At 67.4% G+C, this 12924-nt stretch carries 9 protein-coding genes; 2 read left to right on the top strand and 7 right to left on the bottom strand.

The features are described from left to right. From H0I76_RS14660 to H0I76_RS14635, 6 genes are all read right to left on the bottom strand, one after another. A partial coding sequence (locus H0I76_RS14660; RefSeq protein WP_200611221.1) for a hypothetical protein occupies positions 1-1158 on the bottom strand: 1158 nt, incomplete at its 3' end. A 367-nt stretch (positions 1159-1525) separates the two neighbouring features. After that, positions 1526-3295 (bottom strand): tetratricopeptide repeat protein, encoded by a 1770-nt coding sequence (locus H0I76_RS19600; RefSeq protein ID WP_200611219.1) that lies wholly within the window; start codon positions 3293-3295, stop codon positions 1526-1528. Positions 3296-3427: 132 nt separating this feature from the next. Then, positions 3428-4552: a tetratricopeptide repeat protein gene (locus H0I76_RS14650; RefSeq protein WP_200611216.1), complete on the bottom strand. Its 1125-nt coding sequence runs from the start codon at positions 4550-4552 to the stop codon at positions 3428-3430. A 106-nt stretch (positions 4553-4658) separates the two neighbouring features. Further along, on the bottom strand, positions 4659-5912 hold the full coding sequence (gene arsJ / locus H0I76_RS14645) for an organoarsenical effux MFS transporter ArsJ (RefSeq protein ID WP_200611264.1): 1254 nt from the start codon (positions 5910-5912) through the stop codon (positions 4659-4661). Positions 5913-5923: 11 nt separating this feature from the next. Next, positions 5924-6922 (bottom strand): ArsJ-associated glyceraldehyde-3-phosphate dehydrogenase, encoded by a 999-nt coding sequence (locus H0I76_RS14640; RefSeq protein WP_200611214.1) that lies wholly within the window; start codon positions 6920-6922, stop codon positions 5924-5926. Next, on the bottom strand, positions 6919-7764 hold the full coding sequence (locus H0I76_RS14635; RefSeq protein ID WP_200611213.1) for an arsenate reductase/protein-tyrosine-phosphatase family protein: 846 nt from the start codon (positions 7762-7764) through the stop codon (positions 6919-6921). Before H0I76_RS14635 ends, H0I76_RS14640 begins: the two co-directional genes overlap by 4 nt. A gap of 270 nt (positions 7765-8034) precedes the next feature. Here H0I76_RS14635 and H0I76_RS14630 point away from each other — a divergent pair, with 270 nt between their 5' ends. Together H0I76_RS14630 and H0I76_RS14625 are read left to right on the top strand one after the other, a co-directional pair. Beyond that, on the top strand, positions 8035-9141 hold the full coding sequence (locus H0I76_RS14630) for an efflux RND transporter periplasmic adaptor subunit (protein ID WP_200611212.1): 1107 nt from the start codon (positions 8035-8037) through the stop codon (positions 9139-9141). Next, complete coding sequence (locus H0I76_RS14625; protein WP_200611211.1) at positions 9138-12269, top strand: efflux RND transporter permease subunit; 3132 nt, start codon at positions 9138-9140, stop codon at positions 12267-12269. Before H0I76_RS14630 ends, H0I76_RS14625 begins: the two co-directional genes overlap by 4 nt. A 36-nt stretch (positions 12270-12305) precedes the next feature. Here the strand turns inward: H0I76_RS14625 and H0I76_RS14620 are convergent, their stop codons facing one another. Then, on the bottom strand, positions 12306-12752 hold the full coding sequence (locus H0I76_RS14620) for a DUF992 domain-containing protein (RefSeq protein ID WP_200611209.1): 447 nt from the start codon (positions 12750-12752) through the stop codon (positions 12306-12308). Between the last annotated feature and the right edge of the window lie 172 nt (positions 12753-12924).

Genomic DNA, 12924 nt, shown 5'->3' with positions numbered 1-12924 from the left:
CTTGGTGCCCGAGATGCTCATGTCCTCGAAGTTGCCGAAATTGAGCGGCACGGTGGCGCCCTCGGCCGCTCCGAACTTGCCGTCCACGAAAGCGTTCTTGTTGACGGTCACCACGGTCGTCCGGTTCGGCGTGGCGTCGCCGTCATAGGTGTTCGTCCAGCCTTCGACGAAGCCTTCGGTCAGGGTGATCGAGTAGTTGTTGTTGTTGCCCTCGATCGGGATGACGTAGAAGCCTTCGGGATCGATCTCGCCGTCGCCGTCGAAGTCGTCGGCGACACCGTCGGCCGTCACCGTGACGCCCGACACGAGGACCGCGTTGGCCCCGTTGCCGACCGTGTACTGGTAGGAGATGGTCCAGCCGCCGAGGCCGCTCTCGCCGACATCCCAGGTGCCGTCGCCGTCGGTGTCTTCCCACTTGTAGCCGAAGACGTAAGGCCCCTCGAGTTCCTTCGAGACCGACCACTCCTCGAAGCCGTCATTCGTGTCGTAGTCGCCCTCGAGGGCATCGGGCACGATGCCGTCCGGGCCGTCCGACAGGAAACCGGTCTCGCCGAACTTCGAATACAGCACGACATAGGTGCTGTCGGGGTCGACGCCGCCGAAGTCGTCGACCGGCACGTAGAAGAACATGTCCGACTTGCCGCTGCCCGCTTGCAGCGAATAGTCGAGAAGGATCGTGTGGTCGGTGTCGTCGGTGCCGTCCAGATCCTGGTCGTCGAGATCCCAGACGAGCGTCGTGTCGTCGGTGAAATCGGTTCCGGTGATGAGGCCTTCCTCGTCGCCGGTGGTGCTGGTGTAGACCTTGAGCTCGTCGAGCGACAGCAGCGGGTCGTTGTTGGTCTGGTTGATGTCGAGCCGGAACTCGTAATATTCGATCCCGTCGATCTCGACGATCGGCACCTGGTTCAGCAGGAGCGACTTGGTGAAGCTGGGCGAACTGTTCTCGTCATAGGCCAGGGGGCGCTCGGAGGTGTTGTATCCCTCTTCGGTCCCGTCGGACTGGACGCGGACGAAGGCCTGAATGAGGCCGGTCCCCGAGGAGCCTTCCGAGGCTTGCGTCCGGAAGAGCGCGCCGTCAATCGTCGCCTCGTCGCCGCCAGCCCGTGTTGTCAGATCGAAATAAGTAATGCCGCCAAACGTGAACGGAACTTCGGTCATATCTATTCCCGCCTTGAGCCACGGGCCTGCATGAGCGTACCAGCCTGCCAATACGAAGCGGCGGCTTGTTCGTGCCGCCTGCGTCAAACTGAAACAAACAATCTACGGTTGTGCAAGTGAAATTTTTCAATCAATGGTATAGCTTGCCAATGACGAAATAGTTGCATCCGTTTCATAGATGAGCAGCAAGTAACGCAAGTTCTGCTCTGTTTTGGGACAGTGGGCGGCCGTCGACGTGCCAGCAGAATCGGACGATTCAGTCCTGCGCGGAAACGGCGCCGGCCAGATTCCGGGACCATGCAGCCCAAAGCTCGGGTGCGCGCCGTCGAAGCGCGCGGCGCCGCCGCGGGCGGGTCGACCGCTCTCCTCAGGCCGTCGGGCCGGCGCCGTCCCGCGCGCGCTGTGCCGCGCCGATCCGGCTTTCGATCAGCTTGTTGATCGCCCGCTGGCTCCGGGTCTTGTGGGCGGCAAGGTAGGGGTAGCGCGTGACCAGCCGACGGGTCGAGAACGACATCGAGCTGTTGGCCTCGAACAGGATCGTCCCGTGTGCCTCGCTTGGGCAGAAATCGAACCCGAAGATGTCGAGCGGCATGCCCTCGACCAGCTCGCGGAACTGCTCGGATGGCGCGCGGCCGAGCATCGCGGCGGGGTTGTCGAGGAAGGCGCGCTCCTCCTCCTCGAGCCCGCGAGCGCGCCACTCGTCGTCGCTGCGCTCGTCGCCGTGGACGTTCCAGTGATGGGCCGCGTGCATGTTCACCGGGATAAGCTGCCCGCCCACGCAAACGAAGCGGTAGCGTCGCGCAATGCCATCGGCGTCGCGGCACTCGAAATACTCGATCGCGTAGATCGTCTGTCCGGCGAACCCTTCGAGCGCCTCTTTCGCCGCATCGGGAGAGTCGATCAACACGGCGTGTTTGCCGGCATGGGTGTGGACCGGGCGCAGGATGAACGGTGCCGACATCGCCTCGAGGATCGTGTCGAGCACTGACGAGGGGTAGTCCGGGTCGACCATCACGGAAACGGTCTTGGGCACCACGAACCCCTTGGCACCGCCAAGGCGCCGATAGTTCTCAAGGCGGGTCGTCGCGAGAACCGCCTCGGGCGGATTGATCACCGGAACGCCAAGCTCGTCCGTGATCGAGCGGATGACCGGAGCAAGCCCCAGCGCGGCGACACGCTCGCCATTGGCGATGTTGTTGATCACGGCGTCGAAGGGCAGGTGCCGTCGCAGGTCGGCGAGCGGTTCGTCGCGGTTGAGATAATAGTGGTGAAGCGACAGCCTGCCGGGTTCGAGGCCGCTGACGAAATTCATGTAGCGGAAGATGTCCGGCCCGTAGCGCCGCTCGCGGAAGTAGCCGTCATAGAGGCACTCCAGCACCAGCACCTTGTGGACCGAGTCGCTGGTCTTGCGCCCGTAGATCGGGCAGTGCCGGAACAGCGCCCGCGCCGCGTTCCTCGCGGCCTCGGTGTCGCCGAGCCGGGCCGCCGCGCGCGAGAGGCCGGAATAGCTGTCGAGCTTGCGTGGCGAGCGCTTCACCACCCGTTCGAACGCCAGCCGCGCCTCCTCAAGCGCGCCGGCGTCGAGGAGTTCCTTGCCAAGGGCCTCGAGTGGTCCGGGCCGCGACTCCCCCAGCTCGATCGCGCTCCTGCCCGCGGCGACCGCAGGCTGGGCCTGTCCGTCGAGAAACAGCGCGAGAGCGAGATAGGTCTGCGGCTCGGGACGGTCCGGCGCGCGATCGCAGGCGCTCTGCAGGATCCGGATCCCGCGGGCCGGTTCGTCCTCCTGCACCACAAGGCGGCCCAGTTCGCAGCGGAACCCGACATCGTCGGGGTGATGTTCGAGGGCCGCCTCCAATGCCTCGATCGCCGCATGGGCATCCTCGGCGCGCGCGACGGCGCGGACCAGCGTCCACCAGCCCTCGACCGCCTCGGGCGCCTTCTCGACGACGGCCCATGCGTGCTGTGCCGCGACCTTCGGCTTGCCCGCCCGCAGCGCGGTGCGCGCGGCGAGCGCGCGAAGGTCGGTCCGGTCTCCGGCTGCGGCAAGCTCGTCCTCGCAGAGCTTGAGCGCGCCGGCGTGGTCGCCTGCCTTCGCCGCCCCCTCGACAAGCGCAATGATGTCGCGATCTGAAGCCACTGGTTCCTCCGTAAGAGACGAGAGGCATGATCGGCACTCTCGGTGGTTCGACACTAGCATCTTATGTCCGCGCCCCGGTGCCGATTGTCGGCCGCGGGCCTGTCCCCGGCAGCGCTGCACTGGGCAAGGTGGTCATGCGCCGAGGATCTGCTTTCGCGTCCAGCTCATCCCCACATGCTGGCGCCCGACTTTCCGAAAGGTGGGCGGGAAGTCGATCGATCCCTCGAGGCTGGCGAAGCTGTCGATCTGCAGCAGGGCATGTTTGATCCGTGGCCACACCCACGAGCGCAGGAAGCGCTGGTCCGCGAATTTCGTCGCGTCACGGTGGGAATGACGCAGGGCCGTCTCGGTCAGCGGCGGCAGAACCCGCGTGAACCCGCCCCACATGCCGGCCAGCAGAAGCTCCGCATGCACCGGGTGGTCGCGAAGGCAATAGAATGGCTCGTCCCGCGTCAGCCACAGGTCGATCGCCGCCCGTTCGCGCGGGAGGATCGGAGAATCGACATCACGGCACAGCACGACGTCGACCCCGGGGTCGTCGAACGCCAGGAAGCGCCACAGCGTGCCCGAGAACGCCGAGCCGGCATGCGTTTCGCCCTCGTCGGCGATGACGACCTGCGCCCGCGCCGCCCGCAGCGCCTCGAGCACCGCGCGGGGAACATCGGCGGCGCAATAGAAACGCGCCGTGAACTCGGGAAAGCTCGCCGGCGTGGTCCGCGCGATGGTGACGGCGCATTCATGATAGTAGCGGTCCGTCCCGAACAGGCAGTAGGCGACGATGTTGCGCTTGCGCGCGCCGGGGTCGAAAGCTCCGGGCCGCGCACTGGCGACGCGGTCGGATGGTGCGCATCTTGCGGCGGCGTCGCGCAGGGCCAGCGTCCTGCGCCGCCAAGGCAGGGCCTCGTCGAGCTTGCCGGCCAGGCAGTATGCTTGGCAGAGCGCCGCCGCCAGCGATGCGCCCGGTGTAACCAGCGTCGCGGTCTGTTCGAACGCCGCAAGCGCGTCGGGCCACCGCTCCTGCTCCGAGAGGACCAGGCCGCGCCCGAAGATCGCCTCGGCCCGCACCGTGCCGTCCCCGGGGGGGCCGAGGGTCATGGCGCGGCGCGCAGCCTCGTCGAAGGCCGCAAGCGAGGCGTCGAAATCCCCGCGCTCGCGCAGCAGCTTGGCCAGGGCGAGCAGCGCGCCGGGATCGCCCGGCGCGTCTTCGACCGCCCGCTCGGCACTGGCGAGCGCGTCGTCCGCGCCGCGATCCTCCATGATGCGCCCCGCTTTCACTGACCGGCACCCGGCCATCCGGCGCAAATGCTAGCCGCTTGGGCTTCGACCCGAAAGGTGCGCGTATCTCGCGGGCGGAGCCGAGCGCTCAGGCCGCCCGGGGCTCGGGCCGGAGCCGCCCCGCCGCCAGCGCCGAGAGGCCGACCATTGCCGCCGCGGTTCCCAGCATCAGCGCAAGCCCGCCGGCCTGATAGGTCAGGCCCGACAGAACCGTGCCCATCAGCCGGCCGGCCGCGTTCGCCATGTAGTAGAACCCCACGTCCATCGTGACCCGCTCGCTCTTCGAGAAGGCGAGGATCAGGTAGGAATGGAGCGAGGAATTGATGGCGAAGATCGCGCCGAAGACCAGAAGTCCCGCGATCAGTGCGGCGGTCAGCCATGGCTGCGGGCTCGACGCGAGAAGGGCGGCCGCCGTCAGTGTCGCGGGCACCAGGAACAGCAGGACCGCCCAGCTTCGCGCCGCGCGGATCAGTTCGGCCTCGGGCCGGGTCTCGGCGCGCAGCACCTTGGGGGCCGCCGCCTGCACCGCGCCATAGAGGATGATCCACCCTGCCATGAAGGTTCCGATCATGAAGAAGGCCGACCGGTTCCCGGCCTCGGTGCCATCCGAGAGAACGGCATAGAAATAGATCGGGATGCCGACGACGAACCACACATCGCGCGCACCGAACAGGAACACCCGGGCTGCGGACAGCCAGTTGACGTTGGCCGAGCGCGAGAACACTTCCGCGAACTTCGCCCCCTTCCGCCCCCGCGGCAGGCCGGGCGGCATCGCGATCAGCACCGCCACCAGGATCGCCGCAAGGACCGCGGCCATTGCCAGCACCGCCCAGACGAAACCCGCGGTCGCAAGCAGCGCCGCGCCGAGCAGGAAGCCCGCGCCCTTCACCGCGTTCTTCGACCCAGTCAGCACGGCGACCCAGCGGAACAGCGCGCCGCCCTCGGACGGCGCCAGCAGCTTCACCGCGGACTTCGAGGACATCTTGGCCAGGTCCTTGGCCACGCCGCTTGCCCCCTGAACCGTCATGACGAAAGCGACCGACACGCCGACCGCCCATCCGGGATCGAGCTGCGAGAGCGCAAGCAGCGCCACGACCTGCAGCCCAAGTCCGGCATAGAGCGTCGCGGTCAGCCCGAAGCGCGCCGCGATCCAGCCGGCCGAGAGGTTCGTGACCATCCCCGCGAGCTCGTAGAGCACGAACAGGTAGGCCAGTTGCACCGGCGTGAAGCCCAGGGTGTGAAAGTGCAGCAGCACCAGCATCCTGAGCGCGCCATCCGTCAGCATGAAGGTCCAGTAGGCCGCGGTCACCGCGATATAGGCGGAAAGCCCGCTCTGCCGCATCGAGGCCGACGTCAAAGCGACGCCCCCACCATCAGCGCGATGTCGACGAGCCGGTGCGCATAGCCCATCTCGTTGTCGTACCAGGCGTAGACCTTCACCTGCGTGCCATTGACTACCATGGTCGAGGGGGCGTCGACGATGCTCGAGCGCGTGTCGTTGGTGTAGTCGGCCGAGACCAGCGGCCGTTCCTCGTAGCCGAGAATGCCCTGAAGCGGGCCCTCGGCCGCCTCCTTAAAGAGGGCATTCACCTCCTCGGCGGTCGTCGGCCGCTCGACCTCGAAGACGCAATCGGTGATCGAGGCATTGAGCAGCGGCACCCGCACCGCGTGGCCGTTCAGGCGGCCCGCAAGCTCGGGATAGATCAGCGTGATCGCCGTGGCCGAGCCGGTGGTCGTGGGAATGAGCGAATTGAGCGCCGAGCGCGCGCGGCGCAGGTCCTTGGCAGGCCGGTCGACGATCGTCTGCGTGTTGGTCACGTCGTGGATCGTGGTCATCGAGCCGTGGCGAATGCCGATTGCTTCGTGGATCACCTTGACCACCGGTGCGAGGCAGTTCGTCGTGCACGAGGCCGCCGTCACGATCCGGTGGCGTGCGGGCTCGTAAATGCCGTTGTTCACGCCATAGACGATGTTGACCGCATCCCCGTCCTTGACCGGGGCCGAGACCACGACCTTCTTCACCCCCGCCTCGAAATAGGGCGCGAGCCTGGCCTCGAACTTGAAGGCGCCGGTGCAGTCGATCACGACGTCCACCTCGTCGAGGGGCAAGGCCGACAGGTCCCCGGTGCCAACGAAGGGCAGGCGCGTTCCGTCGACGGTCACGCCGGTGGCGTCATGCGCGAAGCGCGCGTCCCAGCGCCCGTGCACCGTGTCGAATTCCAGCAGATGCGCATGCATCGCCGGGTCGCCCACGGCGTCGTTGATCCAGGCGATTTCGGCCCCCCGTGCGAGGAGCGGTTTCAGCGCGAGCTTTCCGATCCGGCCGAGGCCGTTCAGAGCGTAGACGGTCATGCGGGCGCCGCGGCGTCGCTCCGCCCGATCGCGTCGACCGCCTTCTGGAGCGAGATGCGGTCGAGCGACGCGATCGGCAGCGCGGTGAACGCCGCAATGCGGTTGCGCAGCGCGCCATAGGCCTGGTGGAATGCCAGGTTCTTCTCGGCCGCAGTGCCTTCCACCTTGACCGGGTCGGGCATGCCCCAGTGGGCGCTCACGGGCTGCCCGGTCCAGGCCGGGCAATCCTCGTTGGCTGCCTGGTTGCAGACGGTGAAGACGAAATCGAACTTCGGCGCGTCCGGGCGCTGGAACTCGGCGACGTTCTTCGAGCGAAGGGTCGAGATGTCATGGCCCTTCTGTGTCAGCACCTCGAGGGCGAAGGGATTGAGTTCCGAGGACGGTTTCGTGCCGGCCGAGTGGGCCACGAACCGGTCGCCTGCCAGCTTGTTGAGGATCGACTCGGCGAAGATCGAACGGGCCGAGTTGCCGGTGCAAATGAACAGGACATTGTAATTCCGGTCTGTCATCGGGGTGGCTCCTGTCGGAGAGCTTAGGGAGACGGGCGAACAAAGCTCGGGCCGGCCGCGGCAGCAGTCGAGAAGCAGGTAGTCGAAGGTGCGCCGCACCTCGGTCATGTCGATTGCGTACCGAAGGGACGTTCCCGCCCGTTCCTGGGTAACCAGCCCGGCCTGCATCAGCGCCGCGAGATAGGCCGAGAGCGTCGAGGCCTTGAGCTCGAGGGCCTCGGCCAGTTCGCCCGCGGCGACGCGGTCGGGATAGCGGCGCATCAGCAGCCGGAAGATCGCCAGCCGCTGCGGGTGGCCGAGGGTGGACAGGCGGGAGGGGGTCTCTTTTTCCATAATTCAAAAATATTGGAAATAATGATTCACGCAAGGGCGAATCTCACCTCGTCCCCTCTGCCTCTTCGCCCCTCGGCGGCGTTGGCATTCCCCGGCGGGCGGTCTTGTGCGCCGCACAGCGTCATTCCGCCCCGGCGTCGTCGGCCCGCTCGCGGTTGTCGATCGGGTCTGGCAGGTTAGTATTGGCGTTCGGGTGTCCTTCGTGGCTCCCGGATCTGCTGTCGACCTCCCCGGGCGGCGCTGCTGCGCGGGGCAAGCCTTGGGGGTGATATGGCGAGGTCTCTTCCCGCGCTGATGATCTGCGCAGCCGCGTTGCTTGCGGCGTGCGACGAGGAGACCCCCGAGGTCGTCGACGAGCCCCGGCTGGTCGTTGCTATGCAGGTCGGCGCCGAGGACGTCCTGGGAAGCCGCAGCTTCACCGGCCTCGCCCAGGCGGCGACCGATGCCGCGCTGTCATTCCGGGTCGGCGGCCGGCTCCTCGACCGCGCCGTCAGCGTCGGTCAGTCCGTATCCGAAGGCCAGGTCATCGCCCGGCTCGACGATTCGCCATACCGCGCCGAGGTCGCCCGGCTCGAATCCGATCTCAATGCTGCGATGGCCGAGCTGAACGCTCTCGAGGAGCAGTACAAGCGCGTCGAGCCCCTGGTCGACAGCGGCACCTATTCGAAGGCGCGGCTCGACGAGGTGACGGGCGAGCGCGACAGCGCGGCCGCGCGCGTCGAGTCGGTGCGCTCGGCGCTCAAGCGCGCGCAGATCGATCTAGGCGACACCGTCCTCAAGGCGCCGTTCGACGGCCGCGTCGTCGCGGTCTATCGCGAGAACTTCGAGGAGGTGCGGCCGCAGGAGCGCATCCTGCGCCTGCTCGACCTCGACAACATCGAGATCGTGATCGACATCCCCGAGACGCTGATCTCGCTCGCGCCGCTGGTGGACACGCTGGCCGTGACCTTCGACGCCTTCCCCGATGTCGAGCTCGAAGGCCGGATCACCGAGATCGGCGCCGAGGCGTCGCAAACCACGCGCACCTATCCGGTCACGGTGACCGTCGAGGGAAGCGATGACGCCGCCATCCTGCCCGGCATGGCCGGCACGGTGCGCGCCAAGACGGTGAGGACCGATGGGGTGGGTCGCCAGATCGTCCTGCCGCCGGCCGCCCTGCGTCCGCGCGTGCCCGGCAGTGACGAGATGGCCGTCTGGGTCGTCGACCCTGCCACCGGCATCGTTTCGCTCAGGCCGGTCGCAACCGGTCGGATCGTCCGCGGCGGCGTGGTGATCCGCGAGGGCCTCACCGTCGGCGAATGGGTGGTGACCGCCGGCGCGAACAGCCTAGTCGAGGGGCAGAAGGTCCGCCTGCCGAAGGACGAGGCCGCGTCATGAACCTCGCCCGCGTTGCGGTCGATCGCGCCACCGTCACCTGGTTTGCGGCCGCGCTGATCCTGATCAGCGGGATCGCGTCATATTTCGCCCTCGGTCAGCTCGAGGACCCCGAGTTCACGGTGAAGACGGCGATCGTCTCGACCACCTATCCCGGCGCGAGCCCCTGGGAGGTCGAGGAAGAGGTCACCGACGCGCTCGAGATCGAGCTTCAGAAGCTCAAGGAGCTCGACTCGCTCGAGAGCTACTCGCGGGCCGGATGGTCGCGGATCAAGGTCAACATCAAGGCCTCGTACACGAGCGAGGAACTGCCCGCGATCTGGGAGAAGGTTCGCGCCCGCGTCGACGACGCGGTGCGCAAGATGCCGTCCGGCGTGAACACGCCGCAAGTCATCGACGATTTCGGCGACGTCTTTGGCCTGCTGATCGCGCTCACCAGCGACGGCTTCTCGCCCCGCCAGCTCAAGACCTATGCCGACGAGATCAAGCGCGAGCTGAGCCTTATCGACGGCGTTGCCCGGGTCGACCTCTGGGGCGTACAGGACCGCGTGATCTATCTCGACGTGCGCCAGAGCCAACTGGTCCAGCTCGGCATCTCCGAGTCGACCATCGCCCGCACCCTCGCGACGCAGAACGCGGTGGTGGATGGCGGTGAGCTCTATGTCGGCAACAGCCGCATCCGCGTCGCGCCCACCGGCACGTTCGAGGAACCGGACGAGATTTCCGGGCTGGTGCTCCAGCCCGACCCGCTGGATTTGATCCAGTCGGTCAGCCGCGACGCCGCCGGTCGGTCGGACGACCTGATCCGGCTTGGCGATGTCGGCGACATCCGCGAGGGCTATCGCGATCCGCCGGTCCAGATCATGCGCTACAACGGCAAACCGGCGATCGGCATCGCCATCACCAACCGGCCGGGCGAGAACGTGGTCGATGTCGGCAAACGCGTCGACCAGCGCCTCGGCGAGCTGGCCCGCGACCTGCCGATCGGCATCGAGGTCGAGAAGGTCAACTGGCAGTCCCAGACCATCGACGATTCGGTGCGCGGCTTTTTCATCAGCCTTTTCCAGGCCGTGGCGATCGTGCTCGCCTGCCTGACGATCCCGATGGGCTGGCGGATGGGCGTGGTGATCGGCACCGCGCTGGTTCTGACGGTGCTCGCCACTTTCCTGATGATGGCAATCTTCGGGATCGACCTGCAACGCATGTCGCTGGGCGCGCTGGTGATTGCGCTCGGCATGATGGTCGACAATGCAATCGTGGTGGCCGACGGCTACTCGGTCCGGGCATCGAAGGGCATGGACCCGAGGTCCGCGGCGATCGAGGCCGCCTCGCAGCCGTCGATGCCGCTGCTTGGCGCGACGGTGATCGCGGTCATGGCCTTCTACCCGATCTTTGCCTCCGAGGAGAGCGCGGGCGAATACTGCGCGACGCTGTTCTCAGTGGTGGCGATCTCGCTGATGGTGTCGTGGCTCATCTCGATGACGCTGACGCCGCTGCAATGCATGGCAATGCTCAAGCCGCAGGGCGAGGCCGGGGCCGATCCCTATGGCGGGCGCTTCTACGTCCGCTTCCGGCAATTTCTGCACACCGCGATCCGGTTCCGCTTCATCACGATCGGCGCGGCCGTGGCGATGCTGATCGCGGCGCTCGGCTCGTTCGGTGGTGTGACCAAGCTGTTCTTCCCCGACGCGGCCATGCCCAAGTTCATGATCGACTACTGGGCAGCCGAGGGCACGCGGATCGAGCGCGTCTCGGCCGATCTTGAGCGGATCGAGGAAAAGCTGGCCCAGGATCCGCGCGTCGCCGATGTCGCCGCGTTCGTCGGCGGCGGCCCCCCGCGCTTCTACCTGCCGGTCGAGCCCGAGGCGCAAAATTCGGCCTACGGCCAGCTGATCGTCAACGTGCACGAACAATCCGACATCAATGATCTGATCGCCGATATCGAGCCCTGGCTGACCGAGAACTTTGCCGACGCGTTGATGCCTCTGCGCAAGTTCGGCGTGGGCCCGGGCGATACGTGGAAGTTCGAGCTGCGCATCAGCGGCCCGGGCGACGCCGACGCGGCCACCTTGCGCGGCCTCGCGGACGACGTCCTCGCGATCCTGCACGCCAGTCCCTATATCGGGCTCAGCCAGACCGACTGGCGCCAGACCGTCCTGGAAGTGCGGCCCGACTACAACGCGGCGCGCGCAAGCTGGGCCTCGATCACGCGCGAGGACATCGCCCGCACCACCCGGCGCTTCTATGACGGCCTGCCAATCGGCCTGTTCCGTGATGGCGACGAACTTGTCCCGATCGTCATGCGCAACGCCGAGGACGAGCGCGCCCAGCCCGGAACCCTCGACACGATTGGCGTGCGCGGCGCGGCGGGCACCCGCGCGGTGCCGCTCAGCCAGGTGGTTGACTCGATCGACGTCGCCCCGCAGGAGGCCGTGGTCGCCCGTTACGACCGGCGCCGCACCATCACGGTGCAGGCCAATGCGCGCCTCGGCGACACCTTCCCGACGCTCTACGCGGACGTGGTGCGCGAGATCGAGGCCATCGAGCTCCCGCCCGGCTACCGCATGGAATGGGGTGGCGAGCGCGAGAATAGCACCAAGTCGCAGATGTCGCTGATCCCCGGCGTCATACCGGCGCTGGCGATCACGCTCTTCATCATGGTCGCGCTGTTCAACGCGATGCGCCCGCCGCTGGTGATCATCCTGACCATTCCCTTCGTGATGGTGGGCGTGGTCTTCGGCCTGCTCTTCACCGGCGTGCCCTTCGGCTTCGTCGCCCTGCTGGCCGCGATGAGCCTGGCGGGAATGATGATCAAGAACGGGCTCGTGCTGCTCGACGAGATCGAGGCCGGCCTTGCCCGGGGGCTCGAGCGCTACGAGGCGACGATCGAGGCGGCGGTCTCGCGCCTGCGGCCCGTGGTGCTGGCGGCGGCGACGACCGTTCTGGGCGTCATCCCGCTCCTGCAGGACGTGTTCTGGGTGGGGCTCGCTGTCACCATCATGGCGGGACTCAGCTTCGGCACGCTGCTCACCATGGTCCTGGTGCCGACGCTCTACGCGACGCTCTACCGGCTGCGGCGCGGCGGCGAAGATCGACCCCCCGATACGGCGGCGGCGCCCACCGAGGCGTGACGTGGGGCAGGGTGGTTCCCCCCTGCCGGTGCCGTGTCACTCGATCGCGAGGCTCTGGATCCGCAGGCCCGTCAGGTCGCCCGAAAGGCCCGAGAACTGTGCGGGCCGCAGGACCATCCCGGGCGCGCCGGCCGCGATCAGTTCGCGTGCCGTGATGCCGTTCTCCAGCTCGACCGTCTCGGATCCCGCCAGGTAGGTTCCGCGATGGGGCTCGCGTGCACCCCTGGCTGGCCCGCTGGCCATCACATCCCAGACGAACACGGCATCCTCGCCGACCTGCACGCCCTCGCCGATGCCGAGGACCCTGACACGATAGTCCTGTGCGGCTCCCGCGGCCGGCTCGAAGCTGCAGGCAAGCATCGCCTCGGGCAGTCCGTGGCCGGGCGAGGCGGCGGTGATCACGCATCTCAGCGCTCCGATCCCGGTCCCCTCGGCACTGGCCGCTGCCGGGGCCAGAAGCGTGGCGGCAAGCAGGGTCAGCAACGTTCTCGCCCTTGCCGCCATCCGCTGTCCCCCTGATCCTTGCCTGCCTCGCGGCGCGAGGCGCAGAATGCACCATCGGCGCTCGCCCTTCCAGCGCCACGCGGTGGCAGAGACCGAAGGATCCGACAAGGATTGCATAATTTTGCCGGGGCGCCATGCTGGGCGCGACGGA

This window comes from Thermohalobaculum xanthum, assembly GCF_016623495.1.
Taxonomy (GTDB): Bacteria; Pseudomonadota; Alphaproteobacteria; order Rhodobacterales; family Rhodobacteraceae; genus Thermohalobaculum; species Thermohalobaculum xanthum.
Note: the sequence above shows the minus strand (reverse complement) of the source record. Positions and strands in the feature narration are given on the sequence as shown.

Coding starts and splice junctions, on each gene's coding strand:
- H0I76_RS14650 (WP_200611216.1), bottom strand. CDS start 4,552: ATGGAGGATCGCGGCGCGGACGACGCGCTCGCCAGTGCCGAGCGGGCG.
- arsJ (WP_200611264.1), bottom strand. CDS start 5,912: ATGCGGCAGAGCGGGCTTTCCGCCTATATCGCGGTGACCGCGGCCTAC.
- H0I76_RS14640 (WP_200611214.1), bottom strand. CDS start 6,922: ATGACCGTCTACGCTCTGAACGGCCTCGGCCGGATCGGAAAGCTCGCG.
- H0I76_RS14635 (WP_200611213.1), bottom strand. CDS start 7,764: ATGGAAAAAGAGACCCCCTCCCGCCTGTCCACCCTCGGCCACCCGCAG.
- H0I76_RS14630 (WP_200611212.1), top strand. CDS start 8,035: ATGGCGAGGTCTCTTCCCGCGCTGATGATCTGCGCAGCCGCGTTGCTT.
- H0I76_RS14625 (WP_200611211.1), top strand. CDS start 9,138: ATGAACCTCGCCCGCGTTGCGGTCGATCGCGCCACCGTCACCTGGTTT.